This is a genomic window from Streptomyces sp. NPDC048565 (assembly GCF_040650935.1).
Lineage (GTDB): Bacteria > Actinomycetota > Actinomycetes > Streptomycetales > Streptomycetaceae > Streptomyces.
Genome location: NZ_JBEZIH010000013.1, coordinates 82,855 through 101,927 on the forward strand (window position 1 = coordinate 82,855; position 19,073 = coordinate 101,927).

At 71.0% G+C, this 19,073-nt stretch carries 24 protein-coding genes and 1 riboswitch; of the genes, 13 read left to right on the plus strand and 11 right to left on the minus strand.

Annotated elements, in window-relative coordinates; genetic code table 11:
- Nucleotides 1–22: 22 nt before the first annotated feature.
- The 5 genes from AB0C75_RS17645 to AB0C75_RS17665 form a co-directional block, all read right to left on the minus strand.
- Nucleotides 23–688, minus strand: a complete 666-nt coding sequence (locus AB0C75_RS17645; RefSeq protein WP_362891685.1) for an urease accessory UreF family protein — start codon at nucleotides 686–688, stop codon at nucleotides 23–25.
- Between the two features lie 18 nt (nucleotides 689–706).
- Nucleotides 707–2,428 (minus strand): urease subunit alpha, encoded by a 1,722-nt coding sequence (locus tag AB0C75_RS17650; RefSeq protein ID WP_362891687.1) that lies wholly within the window; start codon nucleotides 2,426–2,428, stop codon nucleotides 707–709.
- The gene (locus AB0C75_RS17655) at nucleotides 2,421–2,732 is read right to left on the minus strand and encodes an urease subunit beta (protein WP_362891689.1); all 312 of its coding nucleotides are present in this window, start codon (nucleotides 2,730–2,732) and stop codon (nucleotides 2,421–2,423) included. Before AB0C75_RS17655 ends, AB0C75_RS17650 begins: the two co-directional genes overlap by 8 nt.
- A 15-nt stretch (nucleotides 2,733–2,747) precedes the next feature.
- The gene (locus AB0C75_RS17660; RefSeq protein ID WP_362891691.1) at nucleotides 2,748–3,050 is read right to left on the minus strand and encodes an urease subunit gamma; all 303 of its coding nucleotides are present in this window, start codon (nucleotides 3,048–3,050) and stop codon (nucleotides 2,748–2,750) included.
- Between the two features lie 137 nt (nucleotides 3,051–3,187).
- A complete protein-coding gene (locus tag AB0C75_RS17665; RefSeq protein WP_362891693.1) occupies nucleotides 3,188–3,808 on the minus strand; it encodes a TetR/AcrR family transcriptional regulator in 621 nt (206 codons plus the stop codon).
- A gap of 110 nt (nucleotides 3,809–3,918) precedes the next feature.
- On the opposite strand from AB0C75_RS17665, the gene AB0C75_RS17670 reads away from it, so the two are divergent.
- The gene (locus tag AB0C75_RS17670) at nucleotides 3,919–4,914 is read left to right on the plus strand and encodes an ABC transporter permease (RefSeq protein ID WP_362891695.1); all 996 of its coding nucleotides are present in this window, start codon (nucleotides 3,919–3,921) and stop codon (nucleotides 4,912–4,914) included.
- Between the two features lie 124 nt (nucleotides 4,915–5,038).
- Here AB0C75_RS17670 and AB0C75_RS17675 read toward each other — a convergent pair whose 3' ends face one another.
- Complete coding sequence (locus AB0C75_RS17675; protein WP_362891697.1) at nucleotides 5,039–5,368, minus strand: type II toxin-antitoxin system Phd/YefM family antitoxin; 330 nt, start codon at nucleotides 5,366–5,368, stop codon at nucleotides 5,039–5,041.
- Between the two features lie 78 nt (nucleotides 5,369–5,446).
- On the opposite strand from AB0C75_RS17675, the gene AB0C75_RS17680 reads away from it, so the two are divergent.
- The 3 genes from AB0C75_RS17680 to AB0C75_RS17690 all read left to right on the plus strand — a co-directional run bounded on the left by AB0C75_RS17680 (nucleotide 5,447) and on the right by AB0C75_RS17690 (nucleotide 7,409).
- On the plus strand, nucleotides 5,447–6,082 hold the full coding sequence (locus AB0C75_RS17680) for an ATP-dependent Clp protease proteolytic subunit (protein WP_362891699.1): 636 nt from the start codon (nucleotides 5,447–5,449) through the stop codon (nucleotides 6,080–6,082).
- A 7-nt stretch (nucleotides 6,083–6,089) separates the two neighbouring features.
- Nucleotides 6,090–6,398: a hypothetical protein gene (locus AB0C75_RS17685; RefSeq protein ID WP_362891701.1), complete on the plus strand. Its 309-nt coding sequence runs from the start codon at nucleotides 6,090–6,092 to the stop codon at nucleotides 6,396–6,398.
- Nucleotides 6,399–6,762: 364 nt separating this feature from the next.
- Nucleotides 6,763–6,935, plus strand: a riboswitch (cyclic di-AMP (ydaO/yuaA leader).
- A gap of 3 nt (nucleotides 6,936–6,938) precedes the next feature.
- Nucleotides 6,939–7,409, plus strand: a complete 471-nt coding sequence (locus AB0C75_RS17690; protein WP_362891703.1) for a C40 family peptidase — start codon at nucleotides 6,939–6,941, stop codon at nucleotides 7,407–7,409.
- An 18-nt stretch (nucleotides 7,410–7,427) separates the two neighbouring features.
- Here the strand turns inward: AB0C75_RS17690 and AB0C75_RS17695 are convergent, their stop codons facing one another.
- Entirely contained in the window at nucleotides 7,428–8,078 is a 651-nt protein-coding gene (locus AB0C75_RS17695) for a LysE family translocator (RefSeq protein ID WP_362891705.1), read from the minus strand.
- 72 nt (nucleotides 8,079–8,150) lie between these two features.
- Between AB0C75_RS17695 and AB0C75_RS17700 the strand changes: the two genes are divergently transcribed.
- Nucleotides 8,151–9,065, plus strand: coding sequence for a LysR family transcriptional regulator (locus tag AB0C75_RS17700; RefSeq protein WP_362891707.1), 915 nt, complete (start codon nucleotides 8,151–8,153; stop codon nucleotides 9,063–9,065).
- Between the two features lie 14 nt (nucleotides 9,066–9,079).
- Here AB0C75_RS17700 and AB0C75_RS17705 read toward each other — a convergent pair whose 3' ends face one another.
- On the minus strand, nucleotides 9,080–9,511 hold the full coding sequence (locus tag AB0C75_RS17705; protein ID WP_362891709.1) for an ATP-binding protein: 432 nt from the start codon (nucleotides 9,509–9,511) through the stop codon (nucleotides 9,080–9,082).
- Between the two features lie 230 nt (nucleotides 9,512–9,741).
- Here AB0C75_RS17705 and AB0C75_RS17710 point away from each other — a divergent pair, with 230 nt between their 5' ends.
- Both AB0C75_RS17710 and AB0C75_RS17715 read left to right on the plus strand, forming a co-directional pair.
- On the plus strand, nucleotides 9,742–10,599 hold the full coding sequence (locus tag AB0C75_RS17710) for a helix-turn-helix transcriptional regulator (protein ID WP_362891711.1): 858 nt from the start codon (nucleotides 9,742–9,744) through the stop codon (nucleotides 10,597–10,599).
- Between the two features lie 31 nt (nucleotides 10,600–10,630).
- Nucleotides 10,631–10,837 carry a DUF397 domain-containing protein gene (locus tag AB0C75_RS17715; protein WP_362891712.1) on the plus strand — a complete coding sequence of 69 codons (207 nt, stop codon included), beginning with the start codon at nucleotides 10,631–10,633 and terminating at the stop codon, nucleotides 10,835–10,837.
- On the opposite strand, the gene AB0C75_RS17720 is transcribed toward AB0C75_RS17715, so the two are convergent.
- Entirely contained in the window at nucleotides 10,830–11,978 is a 1,149-nt protein-coding gene (locus tag AB0C75_RS17720; protein ID WP_362891713.1) for an 8-amino-7-oxononanoate synthase, read from the minus strand. The genes AB0C75_RS17715 and AB0C75_RS17720 overlap by 8 nt on opposite strands.
- 144 nt (nucleotides 11,979–12,122) lie before the next feature.
- On the opposite strand from AB0C75_RS17720, the gene bioB reads away from it, so the two are divergent.
- From bioB to bioD, 3 genes are read left to right on the plus strand one after another with little or no spacing between them, the layout of a single operon-like run.
- Nucleotides 12,123–13,301, plus strand: coding sequence for a biotin synthase BioB (gene bioB, locus AB0C75_RS17725; protein WP_362891715.1), 1,179 nt, complete (start codon nucleotides 12,123–12,125; stop codon nucleotides 13,299–13,301).
- Nucleotides 13,294–14,598, plus strand: coding sequence for an adenosylmethionine--8-amino-7-oxononanoate transaminase (locus AB0C75_RS17730; RefSeq protein WP_362891717.1), 1,305 nt, complete (start codon nucleotides 13,294–13,296; stop codon nucleotides 14,596–14,598). The genes bioB and AB0C75_RS17730 overlap by 8 nt, the downstream gene beginning before the upstream one ends.
- 1 nt (nucleotide 14,599) lies before the next feature.
- A complete protein-coding gene (gene bioD / locus AB0C75_RS17735; RefSeq protein ID WP_362891719.1) occupies nucleotides 14,600–15,289 on the plus strand; it encodes a dethiobiotin synthase in 690 nt (229 codons plus the stop codon).
- A gap of 81 nt (nucleotides 15,290–15,370) precedes the next feature.
- Here the strand turns inward: bioD and AB0C75_RS17740 are convergent, their stop codons facing one another.
- Nucleotides 15,371–15,742, minus strand: coding sequence for a fic family toxin-antitoxin system, toxin component (locus AB0C75_RS17740; protein WP_362891721.1), 372 nt, complete (start codon nucleotides 15,740–15,742; stop codon nucleotides 15,371–15,373).
- Nucleotides 15,739–15,966, minus strand: coding sequence for a hypothetical protein (locus tag AB0C75_RS17745; protein WP_014157595.1), 228 nt, complete (start codon nucleotides 15,964–15,966; stop codon nucleotides 15,739–15,741). Before AB0C75_RS17745 ends, AB0C75_RS17740 begins: the two co-directional genes overlap by 4 nt.
- Before the next feature lie 112 nt (nucleotides 15,967–16,078).
- On the opposite strand from AB0C75_RS17745, the gene AB0C75_RS17750 reads away from it, so the two are divergent.
- From AB0C75_RS17750 to AB0C75_RS17760, 3 genes are all read left to right on the plus strand, one after another.
- Nucleotides 16,079–16,498 (plus strand): GNAT family N-acetyltransferase, encoded by a 420-nt coding sequence (locus tag AB0C75_RS17750; protein ID WP_362891723.1) that lies wholly within the window; start codon nucleotides 16,079–16,081, stop codon nucleotides 16,496–16,498.
- A 207-nt stretch (nucleotides 16,499–16,705) separates the two neighbouring features.
- A complete protein-coding gene (locus AB0C75_RS17755) occupies nucleotides 16,706–18,043 on the plus strand; it encodes a hemolysin family protein (protein ID WP_362891725.1) in 1,338 nt (445 codons plus the stop codon).
- Complete coding sequence (locus AB0C75_RS17760) at nucleotides 18,040–19,059, plus strand: hemolysin family protein (protein ID WP_362891727.1); 1,020 nt, start codon at nucleotides 18,040–18,042, stop codon at nucleotides 19,057–19,059. The genes AB0C75_RS17755 and AB0C75_RS17760 overlap by 4 nt, the downstream gene beginning before the upstream one ends.
- Nucleotides 19,060–19,073: the final 14 nt, after the last annotated feature.

A 19,073-nucleotide genomic window follows, 5' to 3' on the forward strand; every position in this document is an offset into this window, starting at 1 on the left:
AGGGCGGGGGTGGTGCGCGGCTTCAGGACGCGAACAGGCGGACGGGCCAGGCCGCGTGGGCCTCGGCCGAGATGTCGAGCAGCGGGGCGGAGGCGGCCGGCAGTGCCTCGATGCCCTGGTGTGCGGCCTCGGCGGCCTGCTCGGCGACCCGGTCGAGGGCTGGCGCGAGCCGGGCGAGGACCGCGGTGGCCTCGAAGGGGTCGAGTGACAGCAGGCGCACCACCGCCGTGGCGGGCCCGCTGACCGTTTCGTAGGCCACGCAGTGTGCGGCGTCGGCGGCTCCCAGGCCGGCGGCGCGTGCGGTGAGCCCGAGGACGACGGGCTGGTGGGCGCCGCGCGGCCTGGCTTCGGCGAGCGCGGCCAGTTCGGGGCTCGGCCAGGTGGCCCGCGCCGCCCTCATGAGCTGCCTGCCGAGTTTGCGGGCGACGTTCCTGAGCGCGGGCGACGGCGTCCGGGCGTCGGCTGCCTCGTCGAGGGCGAGCGGGTCGATGCCGTGGGCCGCCGCGGCGGCCAGGGCGGCGGAGGTCAGTCCGATGGTGTGGAGGCGTCCCAGACAGAATGCCTCCAGGTCCTGGGCGTCTCGCAGGTGTCCCGCCCTGACGGCCGGTTCGGCGCCACCGGAGTGTGCGTGCCCGCCGGCGGGGAACCGGCCGTCGGCGAGGACGAGCAGGGCGGCGCGGTGGGTCATCACGTAACCGTCCCGCCCTCAGAAGAGGAAGTAACGCTGGGCCATGGGGAGTTCGACGGCGGGAGCGGGTTCGACCGGGTCACCGTCGATGGTGACGGCGAAGCTGTCGGGGTCGACCTGGACCCGGGGCAGGGCGTCGTTCTCCCGCATGTCCGCCTTGGTGACGCCGCGCGTGCTGGTGATCGGCACGAACTCCTTGCCGAGCCCCAGCCGCTCCGCGAGTCCGGCCTCGACGGCGGCCGAGGAGACGAAGTTGCGGGAGTTGGCCGCGGGAGCCCGGCCCATGGCGCCGAACATCGGCCGTGGCATGACCGGTTGGGGCGTGGGGATCGAGGCGTTGGCGTCGCCCATCTGCGCGTAGGCGATCTGGCCGCCCTTGATGACGGTCTGCGGCTTGACGCCGAAGAACGCCGGATCCCACAGCACGAGATCGGCGAGCTTGCCGGTCTCGACGGAGCCGATCTCCTGGTCGAGGCCCTGGGCCACCGCCGGGTTGATGGTGTATTTGGCGACATAGCGACGTGCCCGGTGGTTGTCGGCGGGACCATCGCCCGGCAGGGCGCCGCGCCGCCGCTTCATCACATCGGCGGTCTGCCAGGTGCGCAGGATCACCTCGCCGATACGGCCCATGGCCTGGGAGTCCGAGGAGATGATCGAGATGGCTCCGAGGTCATGGAGGATGTCCTCGGCCGCGATGGTCGAGGGCCGGATCCGGGACTCGGCGAAGGCCAGGTCCTCCGGCACTGCGGGGTTGAGGTGATGACACACCATCAGCATGTCGAGGTGTTCCTCGATGGTGTTGACGGTGTGCGGCCGCGTCGGATTGGTGGAGCTGGGCAGGACGTGGAGCTCCGAGACCACGCTGATGATGTCGGGAGCGTGCCCGCCGCCCGCGCCTTCGGTGTGGTATGCGTGGATGGTGCGCCCCGCGACGGCGGCCAGCGTGTCCGCGACGAACCCGGCCTCGTTGAGCGTGTCCGTGTGGATGGCCAGCTGGGCACCGGTCTCCTCGCACACGCTCAGGCAGGCGTCGATGACGGCGGGGGTCGCACCCCAGTCCTCATGGATCTTGAACCCGAGTGCTCCGGCCCGCAGTTGGGAGTGCATGGCGTCCCGGGACATCGTGTTGCCCTTGCCGAGCAGACCGATGTTGACGGGACTGCCGTCGAGGGCCTCGAACATCCGGGCCAGGTGCCAGGGGCCCGGGGTGATCGTCGTGGCCTTGGTCCCCTCGGCCGGGCCCGTGCCCCCGCCGACCAGCGTGGTGATCCCGGAGGAGAGCGCCTGGTCCACGAGGGTCGGCGAGATGAAGTGGACGTGTGCGTCGATGGCCCCCGCGGTGATGAACTTGCCGTTGCCCGCGATGATCTCGGTCTCGGGTCCGATGACCAGTTCGGGGTGGACACCGTCCATCGTGTCCGGGTTCCCGGCCTTGCCGATCCCGGTGATCCGGCCGTCGCGGATGCCGATGTCGGCCTTGACGACGCCCCAGTGGTCGATGATGACGGCGCCGGTGACGACGGTGTCCGGGGCGCCTTCGGCGCGCGTGGTCCGCGCCTGGCCCATCGATTCACGGATCACCTTGCCGCCGCCGAACACGGCTTCGTCCCCCGCGTGTCCGGGGCCGCCCGAGCGGTCCTCCTCGATCTCGACGAGGAGACAGGTGTCGGCGAGCCGGATGCGGTCGCCCGCGGTGGGCCCGAACAGATCGGCGTACACGGGGCGGCTGAGCTCAGGCATCGAGGGGACCTCCGGTGTCGCCGCGCAGTCCTGGGACGGTGCGCAGACCTGCGAGCGGGACAAGTTCGACGTCGACGGGGATGCCGGGCTCGAAGCGCACGGCGGTTCCGGCGGCGATGTTCAGCCGCAGCCCGTGGGCAGCCTGACGGTCGAAGTCCAGACCGGGGTTGGCCTCGGCGAAGTGGTAGTGCGAGCCGACCTGGACGGGCCGGTCCGCCGCGTTGAGGACGGTGAGACGGGTGACGGGGCGCCCCGCGTTGAGCGCGACCCGGCCCTCCGCGAACAGGATCTCTCCGGGAATCATCGGTCCCTCCCCCCGTCAGACGATCGGTTCGTGGACGGTGACCAGCTTGGTGCCGTCCGGGAAGGTGGCCTCGACCTGGACGTCGTGGATCATCTCCGGGATGCCGTCCATGACGTCGTCGCGGGTGAGGATCTTCCTGCCGGAGGCCATCAGTTCGGCCACGGTCCGTCCGTCGCGGGCACCTTCGAGAAGGTGCGAGGTGATCAGCGCGATCGCCTCGGGGTGATTCAGCCGCAGTCCGCGCGTCCTGCGCTTCTCGGCGACATCGGCAGCCACATGGATGAGCAGGCGCTCCTGTTCGTGCGGAGTCAGTTGCACGCTTCCACCCTCTTCGTCTCCCGCCCGGTACGCGCCCGGGCGCAGCGGGCCCCTTCCCCGCCTTCAACATCCTGTTGAATGAGAAGAGGATTCCGCGACCAGGTAGGGCACGTTAAGGCGGAAGTTTTTCCGGCGCGTTAACTGCTCTTGGCCGGACCCATGGACATCAGCCCCCGCAGCCCGTTCTCCAGGACCTCCGGCTCGACCCCGCCGAACAGCGCCTCCTGTGCGATGAATCCCTGGGCGGCGGCGATCAGGGTGCGTGCGACATCGTCGGCCGGCACATCGGCACGCATCAGACCGGCCGCCCGGTAGGCGTCCACCAGCTTCCCCCAGGCCGCGCGCATGCCGGTGTATCCGTCGTCGAGCGTCTTCGCGAGGCGCTCGTTACCCATGGTCTCGGCCCACACCTGGAGGATGAGCGCGGCACACACCCGGCGCTCCATCCCGTACACCTGCCGGTCGAAGACCCCGCGCAGCACCCTGCCGAGCAGTCGGTCCGGGGTGGGTGGCGGGGTGAGCTCAGCGGCCTCCTCGAAGGCGCGCCGGATGCTGCCGAACGCCTCGTCGGCGATGGCCGCGATCAGATCGTCCTTGCCCGAGAAATAGCGGTAGACGGCGCCCGCGGACAGCCCGACCTCCTTCAGCACGTCCTGCATCGAGGTGCCGTGGAAGCCGTTGCGGGCGAAGCAGCGCGCGGCGCCGGCGAGGATCTGCCGGCGGCGGGCGTCGAGGTGCTCCTGGGATACACGTGCCATGACCTCAATCTAAAACGAACGTTCTTTCTTGACAAGCTTCCGGGGCGGAAGGGACAGTGGCCGGGCGCCGTAAAACGAACGATCCTTCTCTTTGAATTGAGGCAGCCACCATGTCTGCTGCGCCGAACCGCCGTGCGGTAGCGGTCATCCTCCTGGTCCCGCTGATCGTGACGCTCAGCCTCTGGGCCTTCGCCTGGCCCGCCGCCCGGATCGCCCCACGCGACCTGCCGGTGGGCGTCGCGGGTGCCGCCCCGGCGGCCGACCAGCTCCAGCGGCAGTTCGAACAGCGAGAGGGCGCCTTCGAGGTCCACCGTTACGCCGACGAGGCCACGGCCCGCGACGCGATCGAGGACCGCACCGTATACGGCGCCCTGGTCATCACCGAGAAGGGTCCGCGACTGCTCACCGCGTCGGCGGCGAGCCCCGTCGTCTCCCAGCTGCTGACCGCTGCGGCCGAGGGAGCGGCCCCCGAGGGGACCGCCATACCGGTCACCGACGTCGTCGCGGCACCTGGAGCGGATCCGCGCGGCGCCGCGCTCGGCGCGAGCCTCCTCCCGCTGGCCCTCGCGGGCGTCGCCGCCGGGGCACTGGTGACCGTCATGGGGCTGCGGGGCACCCGGGCGGTCGTGGCACTCGCCGGTGCGGCGGCCCTGGTGGGCGTAGCCGCCACGGCGGTGGCCCACAGCTGGCTGGGCGTGGTGACGGGTGCCTGGTGGACGGAAGCGGGCGCCATCGGACTCACCGTGCTGGCCATCGCCTCGGGCGTCGCGGGCCTCGCGGCACTGCTCGGCACGAAGGGCATCGGGGTGGGCGCGATGCTGATGGTGCTGCTCGGCAATTCCTTCTCGGGCGTCACGAGCGCCCCCGAGCTGCTTCCCGAGCCGGTCGGCACGATCGGCCAGTGGCTCCCGCCGGGCGCGGGCGGCTCGTTGCTGCGGTCGGTCGCGTTCTTCGACGGTGCCGCCGCGGGCGGGCCCGTGCTGACCCTCGTCGTGTGGGCGGCACTGGGCCTGGCCGCCGTGCTGTTCGGCGGCCGCCGGCCAGGGGCGGCAGAGGCCGGCCCCGCGGAGTCCACCGAACGCCGCGAACCGGCCCTCGCCGGCTGACGGGACACCTCCAGGACGAGCCGCGCCCCCGCCAGGACAGGCGGGAGCGCGGCTCTTCGCGTTCCCGCACCGCCGCACTCCCGCACGCCGCGCTCCCGGATGGCGTCAGCGGTCCCGGACGGCGTCAGCGGTCCCGCCCCTCCGAGCCGCGGTGCTCGGGGCCGCGGTGCTCGGGGCCGCGGTGCTCGGCGGCGATCCCGAAGCGGTGCTGTTCGCCCGGAGCGGACGACACGGAGCGGAAGGAGGACACCGAACTGATCACCTGCTCCTCGGCTGCCGCCTCCCGCGCCGCCGACTCCTCACCTTCGAGTCGTTGCAGGTCAGCGGCAGATACCAGGGCAACCAAAGGCTTTCCGTGCCGTGTCACCACCACACGTTCCCCCCCGTAGACGACACGGTTGATCAGTTCGGCGAGCTCGGCCCGGGCCTGCGTCACCGGAATCTCGTAAGCCATGGAGCCATCTTAACCCCCTGTACGTCCTGTACATTTTTTACGTAGGTCGATTCGCCGTGACCCGAGGAGAGCATCGCCATGTTCCGTCCCGCCGCCCGCTACGTCCTGCCCGAGTTCACCGAGCGCACCTCCTACGGGTCCCGGAGCATGGATCCGTATTCGAAGCTGCTGTCCGAGCGGATCGTCTTTCTCGGCACGCCCGTCGACGACACGGCGGCGAGCGACCTGATCGCGCAGTTCATGTACCTGGAGCACGCGGACCCCGACCGGTCCCTGTCCCTCTACATCAACTCACCGGGCGGCACCTTCAACGCCATGACGGCGGTCCACGACACGATGCAGTACCTCACCTGCGACGTGGAGACCTTCTGCCTCGGCCAGGCGTCCGCAAGTGCGGCGGTGCTGCTCGCCGCAGGCGCGCCCGGACGCCGACATGCCCTGCCGGGCGCCCGGGTAGTCATCCAGCAACCCGCCCTGGACGAGCCGGTACAGGGCCAGCCCTCCGATCTCGACATCCGGGCACGTGAGTTGGAGCGGGAGCGGGAGCTGCTCATCACCTTGCTGGCCCGCCACACGGGGCGTTCCACACAGGAGATCGGCGCAGCCATCGAACGGGACACCATCCTCGACGCCCCGGCCGCCCTGGCGTTCGGAATGGTGGACCACGTCATGGAGAACCGCACGCTGTCCCAGCCGCCGCATCCCGCGAGGTGAACGCCCTATGCTCTCACCCCAGTTCCCGCCGCTCCCCGCACTGACCCGCGCCGAGGCCGAGTTCATCGACTGCTATCTGGAGGTGCTCGACCAGCTCGGTCGCATCAACCCGGCCCGTGGCAGCGACACCTACGGGGCGCTCCGGGCGGCGCAGGCCCTCGCGTCCCGGGCCACCGCCCTGCGGGAGGCACTCGCGTTGATGCATGAGCGGGGTGAGTCGCAGATCCACGCGGACACACTGGCAAGGGCGCTGCGGGTGCTGGACGGCGAGCGTCGCGCCGGGCGGGTCGCCGTGCCTCCCACTCCGTCGAGTTGAGCGCTTCGCCGACCGAATCGGCCGCCGGGCCCGCATTTCGGCGTCCTTTCTCGACACGCCCGGTCGGCCGACGAGTTTCCCTCGCTCGATCGGCGTAGGTGCTCCCCCGGCCGAGGGACGGCCCAACTTGCGCGACCGGTGCGGACACTGAACGGAATCTGTTGCTCCGCTGCTGGTGCGCGGCCGGTCAGGCATGCCCGTCACGGAGCGGGACCGGCCGCGTCCACCCGATCGGATCAGTCGTGACGACTCTCACATATGGCCAGTTCAGCGAGGAAAACTGACAGTTCATGCGTAAAGATCCCTGGGACGACAAGCCCCCGCCACCGCGGCGGGGCGGTCCGGGCGGACGCCGAGTCCTGCCGCTGTCCGGATGCCTGGTCGACAGAAGTGGATCGGCAGGAGTGGAGGACCCGAGCACATCGGGCCGCCCGGACATCCGGACGGTCCTCGGGGTGAAGCCGCACCGCGCGGCCGGGCAACTTCGCCAGCCCGAACCCGACAGGTCATCCTTCACAGGCGGCTGACGAAGGGTTGCGCATGACTGCGCAGGTTCATGTCCCGTCTCTGTTCGCCCGGGTGGGTACGGCCTCGGTTCTGACACTCGCCGTAGGCACCACCATGATGACCCCCGGCTTCGTGAACGACGCCGAGGCCGCCACCCATTCGACGAAGGCCCTCAAGATCGCCGCCTCGAAGAAGGGCGCGCCCTACAGATGGGGCGCCACAGGCCCCAGTCGTTTCGACTGCTCCGGACTCACGCTCTACGCGTTCAAGAAGGCCGGCAAACAACTGCCCCGCACCGCACAGCAGCAGTACAACAAGACCCGCCATATCTCCAGGTCGCAGCGGAAACGCGGCGACCTGGTCTTTTTCCACGCGGGCAGCGGTGTGTACCACGTCGGTATCTACGCCGGCAGCGGGAAGATCTGGCACTCGCCGAAGACCGGCGCCGTGGTGCGGCTGGAGAAGATCTGGTCCAGCAGCGTCCTGTACGGGAGAGTCGCCTGACGCCCCTCTTCGTCCGGTTCAGTGCAGCAGGGGGCCCGTGACCAGCACGAGCCCCAACGCGGTGAGCGCCGTGCCGCTGCCACCCTCGATCGCACGGGTGGTACGCGGCCGACGCAGCCACCGGCCCAGACGGTCCACCAGCAGGGCCACGGCCGGGAACCAGAGGAGCCCGAGCAGGACGACCACCGAGGCCAGCAGCACGGTCCTGGGCAGGGGTGGCTCTCCGGCAGGGACGAACTGGGGCAGCAGGCTGAGGAAGAGCACCGGCGCCTTCGGATTGAGGGCGTTGGTCAGAAAGCCCTGGCGCAGCGAACGTCCGAGCCCCGGCAGTGCCCTGATCGCGGCCTGCTCCTCGGCGCCGGCGCCTGCGGTTGCCCGTCGCGCCCGTCGCCGCATGGCGTACAGGCCGCTGAGCCCGAGGTAGAGCACGTACGCGCCACCGAGCAGCTGGAGGGAGCGGAACAGGACGGGCACCGCCACGAGCACGGCGGCGAGGCCGGCGGCGGCCAGCGCGGTGTGCACCACGAGTCCACCGACGACTCCCAGCGCGGTGGCGAGCCCGGACCGTCGGGATGTGAGCGCGTTGCGTACGACCACGGTGAAGTCGGCGCCCGGAAGCGCCACCATCCCCGCGGCCACGGCGACAAAGGCGAGCAGCTGTGCGTCCATGCGTCCACCCTGCCTGCCCCGGCCCCCTAGCATGTACTTGCAATCTTGAGGGTCTGCCAAAAGGGATGCTTAATGTATGACCCGACACGGCTGGCCGCGCTGGTGGCGGTGTCCGAGGCCGGCTCGATCACCCGCGCGGCGGCGCGGCTGGGTTACACCGCGCCCGCGCTCTCCCAGCAGCTGGCCAAGCTGGAGAAGGAGGCCGGAGCCGCGCTCCTGGTGCGACACCACCGCGGGGCACGGCTGACGGCGGCCGGCGAACTGCTGGCGGGCAGGGCCAGACGTGTGCTGGACGAGATGGACCGGGCGCGGCACGAGCTGGCCGGGCTGGCGGGCCTCTCGGGCGGCCGGCTGCGGGTCGGCACGTTCGTGACGGCCGGGATCCATCTGCTGCCACCGGTACTCACCGCGTTCCGGCGCGCCCACCCCGATGTGGAGCTGGCCGTCACGGACCACGAACCGCCGGCCGGGGTCGCCGCCGTGGCGGCGGGCGACGCGGACCTGGCGCTGACCCATGCGTACGAACCCGCGGCCACCGAGCCGATGCCCGCGGGCGTGTTCGCCGAGCCACTGCTCGTCGAGGAGCTGGTGCTGGTCACCGCGCCCGGGCAGATGCTGTCCGAGGAAAGCTGGCCGCTGCCCGTGGCCGAACTCGCGGGCCGCCCGCTGATCAGCAGCGCGCCCGGGCATCCGCCACGGCGCGGGGTGGAGCGTGCGCTGGCCGAGGCGGGGGCCACCCCCGCCGTGGTGTGCGAGTCGCCCGGCTACGCACTGGTGTGCGCCCTGGTCAGCGCCGGGATCGGCATGGCGGTGGTGCCCGAGATGGTGGCCGCAATGTCCCCGGCGCCGCTCGCCGTCCGGCGCCTGGAGCCGGCCTCTTTCCGGCGGACGATCTCCATGGCGCACCGGGGCGAGCAGAACACCCCTGCGGCGACGACGCTGATGGCACTGCTGCGCAGTGGCTTCGGCCGGGCCGCCGCCCCCTGAGAGCCCGCCGGGTGTCAGGTCTGCGCGGGAACAGGCCAGGGCAGGGCGATCGAGACGGTCTTGCCGCCGTCCGGGGTCGAACAGACGTCGAGCCTGCCGCCGTGTTCCTTGGCCAGGGCCCGGATGATCACCATGCCGCGGCCGTTGTCCTGCCGGACCGCGGCGGGCAGCCGTTGGGGCCAGCGCGGGTGGCTGTCCGTCACACCGAGATAGAACTCCACGTCCCGGTCGAGGCGGAGGTCCACCGTGAAGGTGGGTGACTGCCCGAAGGTGTGCTGAACGACGTTGGTCGCGAGTTCCGAGACGACCAGCCGGATGGTGTCGGCCGTGTCGCCGTCCTCGGCGAGGCCCCATTCGGCGAGCACCCGGGCCACATATCTGCGGGCCGCGGAGACCGATGCCGGATCGCTCGGCAGAGTGACGGTTGCTTCCTGATGGTCTGCCATGGCGACGCCGTCCCTTTCCCGATCCGACCGCCCCGTGGCCGGCCTGGGTTGTGCTTCGCGCCAGACTGCCACCCGCGCCACCCTCCATGACGGCGATCCACCAAGATGTGCATATATCTGTCGCTCATTACGGTGAACTATGCCCCCCGAGCCCTTAACGGACGTAACACTGGCCCCTTTCCGAGCCGTGCCCGCGCGGGCGGCTCTTCGTACAACGAGAGGACGCCGTCATGCGAAACGGCCCCGCGGTACGCCGTCGCAAGCTCGGGGAGGAACTGCGCGGCCTGCGCCACACCTCCGGACTCACGAGCCGCGACGCCGCCGGAATGCTGGGCTGGCACCAGTCGAAGGTGAGCCGGATCGAGACGGGCGCGAGCGGGGTGACACCGGGTGATGTGACCCGGCTGCTCGACGCATACGGCGTGGACGACCGGCAGTTGCGCTCACTGCTCCAGTCGCTCGCCGGCTCGGCCGGTGGAGGCGGAAGCGGCTGGTGGCACGCCTATCGCGGCCTCATCCCGCCCCAGTACCGCGACTTCATCAGCCTGGAGTCCCAGGCCGACGCCGCCCGCACACTCGAAACCTCGGTGGTCCCCGGCCTCCTGCAGACCGCCGACTACGCGCGCGCCGTGACCCGGTCCACGCTGGACGGCCTGCCGCCCGCACAGCTCGACTCCCTGGTGGAGGTCAGACTCGCCCGCCAGAGCGTCCTGCACGCACCCCGGCCGCTGCGGCTCAGCGCCGTACTCGACGAGGCGGTGTTACGGCGGGGAGTCGGCGGACCCCGGGTGATGGGGGAACAATTGCGCCATCTGGCTCGGGCGGCGGAACTTCCGCATGTGACGCTGCAATTACTCCCGTTCGAGGCCGGGAGCTATATCGGCCTCACGGGGCCTTTCGTAATCTTCTCCTTTCCGAACACTTCTGATCTAGATGTGGTCGTTCTTGACCATTTGACGAGTAGCCTCTATCTGGAGCGGGGAGAAGACCTCGAGGCGTACAGCTCGGCCTTCCGCACGATGCAGGCCCACGCGCTGTCGCCGGAGCGATCGCTGGACCTCATCGCCGCGGCAGGACGCGGTGGTTGACGGAACCTTCAGACTGCCCGAGGGGGGCACGATGTCCGACCGTCTCTTACACCCCGCACACCGGTGGCGGCGCAGCAGCCGCAGCACCGGGATGAACAACTGCGTGGAAACCGCGCCGCTCGGACAGGATCAGCTCGCCGTACGGGACTCCAAGGACGTAGGCCTGCCACCCCTACGCTTCTCGGCGACGGCGTGGACGTCCTTCGTCTCCGGGCTGCACGGCCGACCGGTCAGCTGACCGCACCCGGCGCCGTCGCCACGACCGTGTCCACGGCCCTCTCGACCTGATCCGGAGTGAGGTCGGCCCGGGCCGTCAGCCTCAGCCGCGAGATCCCGTCCGGCACCGACGGCGGCCGGAAGCATCCCACCGAGAGACCCGCCGTGCGGCAGTCGGCGGCCCAGCGCACGGCCGAGTCCGGCGAGGGCGCGCGGACCGACACCACGGCGGCGTCGGGGCGTACGGCGGTCAGCCCGGCCGCGGTGAGCCTGCCGTACAGCTCGGTGGCGACCGCGCCGGCCCTCGCCGCGCGTCCGGGTTCGCGGCGCAGCAGACGCAGGGCGCCGAGCGCCGCGCCGGCCGCCGCCGGTGCGAGGCCGGTGTCGAAGATGAACGTACGGGCCGTGTTGACCAGATGACGGATGACCCGGGCGGGGCCGAGCACCGCTCCGCCCTGGCTGCCGAGCGACTTGGAGAGGGTGAGCGTGGTGACGATCCCCTCGCCGCCGGCGAGCCCGGCGGCCGCGAGCGCGCCCCGGCCTCCCTCACCCAGGACGCCCAGGCCGTGCGCGTCGTCCACCAGGAGGGCAGCGCCCGCTTCGCGGCAGACCTCGGCGAGTGGGGCCAGCGGGGCCGCGTCGCCGTCCACCGAGAAGACGGAGTCGGTCACGGCAAGGGCCCGTCCGTCGTGCGTCCTGAGCACCTTGCGCACGGCCTCGGGGTCCACGTGCGGGACCACGGCGGTGGCGGCCCGGGCCAGCCGGCAGCCGTCGACGATCGAGGCGTGGTTGCCCGCGTCGGACACGATCAGCCCGTCGTGTCCGGTGAGCGCCGTGAGGGCGGCGAGGTTGGCCGCGTAGCCGGAGGAGAACACCAGGGCCGCCTCGAATCCGCAGAAGTCGGCGAGCTCGCGCTCCAGTTCGGCGTGCAGTGCGGTGGAACCGGTGACGAGCCGCGAGCCGGTGGCACCCGCGCCCCAGATCCGTGCGGCGTCGGCGGCGGCCGAGATGACCTCGGGGTTCCGGCTCAGCCCCAGGTAGTCGTTGCTCGCGAGGTCCAGCAGCTCCGTCTCGGCGGGCCGGGGGCGCAGCGCCCGTACGAGCCCCGCGTCGGCGCGGCGCCGGGCCTCGTCGTCGATCCAGTCGAACGGGGCGTAGGACATGAGCGGGTCCTTTTTTGTAGGCAGCTCACAGACCCTAACCGGGTGCGCAACAGGCCAGGGTGTGGCAATACACACAGCATCGGCCGCCCCTACTGTCCGGTTCCTCCTTGGCCGATCGTGGTGCCGTACGTAAGGATCTACGCCATGGACCTGCTGAATACGCTGGTGGACAAGGGGCTGCGGCGCGAACTGCCGACCCGTGACGAAGCGCTCGCCGTGCTGGCGACCTCGGACGACGACCTGCTCGACGTGGTGGCCGCGGCCGGCAAGGTGCGCCGCCAGTGGTTCGGCCGGCGCGTCAAGCTCAACTATCTGGTGAATCTGAAGTCCGGGCTCTGCCCCGAGGACTGCTCGTACTGCTCGCAGCGGCTCGGCTCCAAGGCCGGGATCCTCAAGTACACCTGGCTGAAACCGGACGAGGCGACGCAGGCCGCCGCCGCCGGGGTGGCCGGTGGCGCGAAGCGCGTCTGTCTCGTGGCGAGCGGCCGGGGGCCGACGGACCGGGACGTCGACCGGGTGTCGCAGACGATCGAGGCGATCAAGGGGCAGCACGAGGACGTCGAGGTGTGTGCGTGCCTCGGCCTGCTGTCGCAAGGCCAGGCCGACCGGCTGAGGTCAGCGGGCGCCGACGCGTACAACCACAACCTCAACACGTCCGAGGGGACGTACGGGGAGATCACGACCACCCACACGTACGCCGACCGGGTGGACACCGTGCAGCAGGCCCAGGCGGCCGGACTCTCCGCGTGCTCGGGGCTGATCGCGGGCATGGGCGAGACCGACGCCGATCTCGTGGACGTCGTGTTCTCGCTGCGCGAGCTGGACCCGGACTCGGTGCCGGTGAACTTCCTGATCCCGATCGAGGGGACCCCGCTCGCCAAGGAGTGGCACCTCACACCTCAGCGCTGCCTGCGCATCCTGGCGATGGTCAGGTTCGTCTGCCCGGACGTCGAGGTGCGGCTCGCGGGCGGGCGCGAGGTCCATCTGCGCTCGATGCAGCCACTCGCCCTGAACCTGGCCAACTCGATCTTCCTGGGTGACTACCTCACCACCGAGGGCCAGTCGGGACAGTCCGACCTCGACATGATCGCTGACGCCGGTTTCGAGGTGGAGGGCACGGACACGACGACGCTGCCCGAGCACCGGGCGCCCGCGGGCAGCTGCGGTTCCCACGAGGGCGGCTGCGCTCCGTGCGGGGAGCCCGCCGAGGCCGCTCCGGAGCTGTCCGAGGTCCTGGCGGAGAGTACGGAGCAGGCGGCGCGCACCGATCTGGTGGCGGTCCGCCGTCGCGGAGCGGGGACGGACCTCACGCCCAATGCCTGATCCGCTCCGCCCCGCCGAACTCCTCGCCCTGGACCGGGCCCACGTCTGGCATCCCTACGGTCCGATGCCGGGCCGGCAGGAGCCCCTGGTCGTGGAGTCCGCGTCGGGGGTGCGCCTCCGGCTCGCCGAACCCGCCCACGGTCATCGTGAGTTGGTGGACGGCATGTCGTCCTGGTGGTCGGCGGTCCATGGCTACAGCCATCCGGTGCTCGACGAGGCCGCCCGTGGCCAGCTGGACCGGATGAGCCATGTGATGTTCGGCGGGCTCACGCACGAGCCCGCCGTACGGCTGGCGACCCGGTTGGTGGAGATCACTCCGGAGCCGCTGCGGCACGTCTTCCTCGCCGACTCGGGTTCCGTCTCCGTCGAGGTCGCGGTCAAGATGTGTCTGCAGTACTGGCGTTCGGCGGGGCGGCCCGCCAAGCACCGGCTGATGACCTGGCGCGGCGGGTATCACGGGGACACCTGGCAGCCGATGTCGGTGTGCGATCCCGAGGGCGGGATGCACGAGCTGTGGTCGGGTTCCCTCCCCCGGCAGATCTTCGCGGACGCCCCGCCGGACGGCTTCGACGCCGAGCCGGACGACGCGTACGTGGCGCATCTGCGCGAGCTGGTGGCCGCCCACGCCCACGAGCTGGCAGCGGTGATCGTGGAACCCGTGGTCCAGGGGGCGGGCGGCATGCGCTTCCACTCCCCCGCGTATCTGCGGGTGCTTCGCGAGGCCTGCGACGCGAACGACGTGCTGCTGGTGTTCGACGAGATCGCCACGGGGTTCGGCCGTACCGGGCAGCTGTTCGCGGCGGGCCACGCCGGGGTGTCACCCGATGTCATGTGTGTCGGCAAGGCCCTGACCGGCGGCTATCTGACACTGGCGGCCACCTTGTGCACCTCCGAGGTGGCCGAGGGCATTTCGAGCGGCGATGTGCCGGTGCTGGCGCACGGGCCTACGTTCATGGGCAATCCGCTCGCCTCTGCGGTGGCCTGCGCCTCCGTGGATCTCCTGCTGAGCCAGGACTGGGAGCTGGAGGTGAAGCGGATCGGCGACGGTCTGCGCCGGGGTCTCGAGGAGGCCGCCGGTGTACCGGGCGTACGGGACGTCCGGGTGCTGGGCGCGATCGGCGTCGTACAGCTGGATCACGAGGTGGACATGGAGGCCGCGACACGGGCCGCGGTCCGCGAGGGCGTGTGGCTGCGCCCGTTCCGCGACCTCGTGTACACGATGCCGCCGTATGTGACGGGCGACGACGATGTGGCACGGATCTGCCGGGCCGTGTGCGCCGCGGCGAGGGAGGGCTGAGATGACGGTCCTCGTGGTGACCGGGACGGGCACCGAGATCGGCAAGACGATCGTGACCGCGGCGGTGGCGGCCGCGTTCCGTGACCGTCGGGTCGCGGTACTCAAGCCCGCACAGACCGGTCTCGCGCCGGGGGAGGCCGGAGACGCCGCCGAGGTGGCACGGCTGGCCGGCGCCCATGTGACCGCCGTCGAACTGGCCCGCTTCCCGGAGCCGTTGGCACCGGAGACGGCGGCACGCCGAGCAGGTCTCGACCCCGTACGCCCGTACGAGATCGCCGAGGCCGCCCAGAAGCTGGCGACCGAGCACGACCTGGTGCTGGTCGAGGGCGCGGGCGGGCTGCTGGTCCGCTACGACGGGCAGGGGGCCACGCTCGCGGACGCCGCGCGGCTGATGGCGGCTCCCGTGCTGGTGGTGGCCCCTGCGGGTCTTGGCACCCTGAACGCCACCGCGCTGACGACGGAGGCGCTGCGTACCCGCGGCCTCACGTGTCCGGGGGTGGTGGTGGGGAGTATGCCGGCCGATCCGGATCTGGCCTCACGGTGCAACGTCGAGGACCTGCCGGTCGCCGCGGGCGTCCCGCTGCTCGGGGCGGTGCCGGCCGACGCGGGTGCGTTGGATCCCGCCGTCTTCCGGACGCGGGCGGCGGGCTGGCTGGCACCGGAACTCGGCGGGAACCTCAGGAGCGGCTGAGCCTAGCTCCCCGTGTGTGCCCGGTGGCCCGGCGGTCCGTCGTGGTGGACCGCGCGGCTGAGGCCGCCCGAGGGACTCAGGTCACAGGCTCCAACGGCGCAGCTCGTCGGCGATGATCCGGACGTCGGCTTTGCCCTCCTTCACCAGCCGGGCGAGGTCGCGCACCTGCTCGGGAGAGGTGACGACCTTCAGTCCTGAGGCGACGAGATAGCCGTAGGCGACGGCGGAGGCGAACATCGCGTTGGAGTGTTCGAGCGCGGGCACATGGAGAAGCAGCTGCAGCAGGGCGGCCGCCCTGGAGTGGGGGTCGCTGTAGACGGGGCTGCCGAAGATCTCCGCCTCATGCCGGCTGACGGCGGCGACGAGCGCGCCCCAGTCGACGACCTGCGGGTCACCGGGCGTCTTGTGTTCGGCGACCATGAGCAGCCACGAAAGGTCGATCTGCAGGTTCAACGGGTGCCTTCGCGCTCCGGGCCGAACTCTTCGGCGAACACCGACTCGTACTGCTTCATGAAGTCGGCCGCGGCCTCGACGAAGGTGTGTCCCACCTCGCCCGCATCCTGTTTGACCAGCTCCTCTATGTAGCGGTTCACGCTCATCCCCCGCTGCAGCGCGCGCTGTCGCGCCGCCTCGGCGGTGGCCTCGTCCACACGAACGTTCAGCTGAGTCTTGGGCACGCCCTCACGCTAGCGCGCGTGCGCTAGCACCCGCAAGGGGGGCGGGACGACGCAGCAGCAGCGGGGCGAAAGAGGTTCGCTGTTTCCCCGTGCGCTCTGATTGGCTCGTGTCATGACCGATCTTGACATCCGCTGCGCCACCCCGTCCGACATCGACAGCGTGCTGCGCTTCTGGGCCGAGGCCGCGGAGGGCACCAGCATCACCGACGACCACGACGGAGTGGCCAGACTGATCGCGCGGGACCCCGAGGCCCTGATCCTCGCGGAACGCGACGGCCGGATCACCGGCACCGTCATAGCCGGCTTCGACGGCTGGCGGTGCTCCGCCTACCGGCTCGCCGTGCATCCCTCCTGCCGCAGGCAGGGCATCGCGACCACACTGCTGGACGCGGCGGAGCAACGGTTCGCCGCCCTGGGCGGGCGACGGGTGGACGCCATGGTCCTGGAGTCCAACGAGCGCGCCCATCACGCCTGGGGCGCGGCCGGCTACCTGCGGGAGAATCACTGGCGGCGCTGGATCAAGTCCCTGTGACCGCGCCCGGCACGGCCGCGTGCCCGCCGTCCGCCACATCCGCCCACCACACCCCGAATTTTGCCGATCCTTTACTATGGATCCTCGACCGTCCGACCCTTTCGAAAGGTGTGAGCGTCCGCCCATGGGCGAGCCCCCCAGTAGTAGATACCGCCGACATCGAGCGAACCTTCTGCCCCTGCCCGATCATGGGACGGAGGTGAACCGATGACCGAAGTGCTCCTGCTGCTCGTGGCGCTGTTGCTCGCCCTCGCCTGCGGCGCTTTCGTGGCGGCCGAGTTCTCCCTGACCACCGTGGAGCGCGGCGATCTCGAACGGGCCGTCGAGCGAGGTGACCGTGGTGCGGCAGGAGCGCTCAAGGCCGTACGCAGCCTCACCTATCAGCTCTCCGGCGCACAGCTCGGCATCACCGTCACCAACCTGGTCGTGGGCATGCTCTCCGAGCCGTCCATCTCCAAGCTCATCCGGGGACCTGTGGAGGCGACCGGGCTCTCGCCCGGTGTGTCCTCCTCGCTGGCCCTGGTGATCGGCACCGCGCTGTCCACCGTGGTGCTGATGGTGGTCGGTGAACTCGTCCCGAAGAACTGGGCGATCTCCTCCCCGCTCGCCGTCGCCCGGAGGGTCGCGACGCCGCAGCGCGCGTTCACGGCGGTCTTCCGGCCCTTCATCAGCCACCTCAACAACACCGCCAACCGGATCGTGCGCCGCTTCGGCCTCGAACCGGCCGAGGAGCTCGCCTCGGCACGCAGTCCGCAGGAGCTGGTCGCGCTCGCGCGCCACTCCGCGAAGGAGGGCGCACTGGAGGCGGACACCGCCGAACTCTTCGTACGCACCCTCAACCTGTCCGAACTGACCGCGGAGAACGTCATGACCCCCCGGGTCCAGGTCACCGCCCTCGACGTGCTGGCGACGGCGGAGGACGTCGCGAACGCCACCCGGGCGACCGGCCTCTCCCGCTTCCCCGTCTACCGGGGCAGCCTGGACACGGTCGTCGGCGTCGCACACATCAAGGACGTACTGGCCGTTCCCGCGGACCAGCGGCCCCGAAAGCGGGTGTCGGACATGCTGCGTGAACCGCTGCTCGTGCCCGAGACGCTCACCGTGGACCGCCTGCTGGACCGGCTCTCCGGAAAGCTGGCCATGGCCGTCGTCATCGACGAGTACGGCGGCACGGCGGGAGTCGTGACGCTGGAGGACATCGTGGAGGAAGTCGTCGGCGAGGTGCGGGACGAGCACGACCCGCACGAGACCCCCGACCTGGCGGCCGCCGGCGAGGACGCGGACGGACGCACCCTGTGGTCGGCCGACGGGGCGGCCCGCACGGACCAGCTCCGCACGATCGGACTGCGGGTACCGGACGGGCCGTACGAGACGCTGGCCGGCCTGATCGCCACGGAGGTCGGCCGTATCCCGGTCGTCGGTGACTCCGTCGAGCTCACGGGGTGGCGCATCGACGTGGTCGACGCCTCGGGACACCGCGCCGCGCGTGCGCTGCTGCACGCGCCGCTGCCGGGTGCCGACGACCCGGCGGAGGACGGCCGATGATCGCCGTCCAGCTCTTCATCGGTCTGCTGACCCTGGTCGTCAACGCCTTCTTCGTCGGCGCGGAGTTCGCTCTGATCTCCGTACGCCGCAGTCAGATCGAGCCCGCGGCCGAGGCCGGTGACCGAAGGGCACGCAGCGTCATCTGGGGCCTGGAGCATGTGTCCGCGCTGCTCGCGGCGGCGCAGCTGGGCATCACGCTCTGCACACTGGTGCTGGGTATCGTCGCCGAGCCCGCCATCGCCCATCTGCTGGAGCCCGTCTTCGACGGAGTGGGCGTGCCGCACGGACTCGTGCACCCGATCTCGTTCGTCCTCGCGCTGACGGCGGCGACGTATCTGCACATGCTGCTGGGCGAGATGGTGCCGAAGAACATCGCGCTGGCCGAGCCGGCCCGCACCGCTCTGCTGCTCGGACCGCCCCTGGTGACGCTCGCCAGGGCCCTGAAGCCGGTGATCTTCACGATCAACGCCTTCGCGAACACGCTGCTCAAGCTGCTGCGGGTGGAGACCAAGGACGAGGTCTCCGCGACCTTCTCCGACGACGAACTGGCACGCCTCGTCAAGGACGCCGAGGACTCCGGGCTCGTCGACGACCGCTCGGCGGATCGTCTGCGCCACGCGCTGGAACTGGGCCGCCGTCCGGTGAAGGACGTGCTCCTTCCGGTCGACCGGGTGCTGTACACCCGGGTCGGCACGACCCCCGAGGAGCTGGAGCGGCTGTCGCACGAGTCCGGCTTCTCGCGCTTCCCGGTGACAGACAGCGAGCAGCGCATCATCGGGTACCTCCATGTGAAGGACGCCCTGGACGCCATGCCGCGCGATGTGCCCTTCCCCGTGTCGGCGCTGCGGCCGATCGCCCGGGTGCGTGCGGCGACACCGCTGGACGACGTGCTGACGGCGCTGCGCCGCAGCCGTACGCACCTGGCGGCCGTGCTGGACGAGGACGGCCGGCTGGCCGGCATGGTCACGATGGAGGACGTGCTGCGCGAACTGGTGGGCAGGCCCAGGACCCGCTGACGCCCGGTCCTCCG

Excerpts from the sequence above, each read along its gene's own strand:
- AB0C75_RS17720 (WP_362891713.1), bottom strand. The coding sequence starts at position 11,978 with ATGTCCTACGCCCCGTTCGACTGGATCGACGACGAGGCCCGGCGCCGC.
- AB0C75_RS17750 (WP_362891723.1), top strand. The coding sequence starts at position 16,079 with ATGACCGATCTTGACATCCGCTGCGCCACCCCGTCCGACATCGACAGC.
- AB0C75_RS17650 (WP_362891687.1), bottom strand. The coding sequence starts at position 2,428 with ATGCCTGAGCTCAGCCGCCCCGTGTACGCCGATCTGTTCGGGCCCACC.
- AB0C75_RS17690 (WP_362891703.1), top strand. The coding sequence starts at position 6,939 with ATGACTGCGCAGGTTCATGTCCCGTCTCTGTTCGCCCGGGTGGGTACG.
- AB0C75_RS17645 (WP_362891685.1), bottom strand. The coding sequence starts at position 688 with ATGACCCACCGCGCCGCCCTGCTCGTCCTCGCCGACGGCCGGTTCCCC.
- bioB (WP_362891715.1), top strand. The coding sequence starts at position 12,123 with ATGGACCTGCTGAATACGCTGGTGGACAAGGGGCTGCGGCGCGAACTG.
- AB0C75_RS17655 (WP_362891689.1), bottom strand. The coding sequence starts at position 2,732 with ATGATTCCCGGAGAGATCCTGTTCGCGGAGGGCCGGGTCGCGCTCAAC.
- AB0C75_RS17730 (WP_362891717.1), top strand. The coding sequence starts at position 13,294 with ATGCCTGATCCGCTCCGCCCCGCCGAACTCCTCGCCCTGGACCGGGCC.
- AB0C75_RS17665 (WP_362891693.1), bottom strand. The coding sequence starts at position 3,808 with ATGGCACGTGTATCCCAGGAGCACCTCGACGCCCGCCGCCGGCAGATC.
- AB0C75_RS17670 (WP_362891695.1), top strand. The coding sequence starts at position 3,919 with ATGTCTGCTGCGCCGAACCGCCGTGCGGTAGCGGTCATCCTCCTGGTC.
- AB0C75_RS17710 (WP_362891711.1), top strand. The coding sequence starts at position 9,742 with ATGCGAAACGGCCCCGCGGTACGCCGTCGCAAGCTCGGGGAGGAACTG.
- AB0C75_RS17715 (WP_362891712.1), top strand. The coding sequence starts at position 10,631 with ATGTCCGACCGTCTCTTACACCCCGCACACCGGTGGCGGCGCAGCAGC.
- AB0C75_RS17755 (WP_362891725.1), top strand. The coding sequence starts at position 16,706 with ATGACCGAAGTGCTCCTGCTGCTCGTGGCGCTGTTGCTCGCCCTCGCC.
- AB0C75_RS17760 (WP_362891727.1), top strand. The coding sequence starts at position 18,040 with ATGATCGCCGTCCAGCTCTTCATCGGTCTGCTGACCCTGGTCGTCAAC.
- AB0C75_RS17680 (WP_362891699.1), top strand. The coding sequence starts at position 5,447 with ATGTTCCGTCCCGCCGCCCGCTACGTCCTGCCCGAGTTCACCGAGCGC.
- AB0C75_RS17695 (WP_362891705.1), bottom strand. The coding sequence starts at position 8,078 with ATGGACGCACAGCTGCTCGCCTTTGTCGCCGTGGCCGCGGGGATGGTG.
- AB0C75_RS17685 (WP_362891701.1), top strand. The coding sequence starts at position 6,090 with ATGCTCTCACCCCAGTTCCCGCCGCTCCCCGCACTGACCCGCGCCGAG.
- AB0C75_RS17705 (WP_362891709.1), bottom strand. The coding sequence starts at position 9,511 with ATGGCAGACCATCAGGAAGCAACCGTCACTCTGCCGAGCGATCCGGCA.
- bioD (WP_362891719.1), top strand. The coding sequence starts at position 14,600 with ATGACGGTCCTCGTGGTGACCGGGACGGGCACCGAGATCGGCAAGACG.
- AB0C75_RS17700 (WP_362891707.1), top strand. The coding sequence starts at position 8,151 with ATGTATGACCCGACACGGCTGGCCGCGCTGGTGGCGGTGTCCGAGGCC.
- AB0C75_RS17675 (WP_362891697.1), bottom strand. The coding sequence starts at position 5,368 with ATGGCTTACGAGATTCCGGTGACGCAGGCCCGGGCCGAGCTCGCCGAA.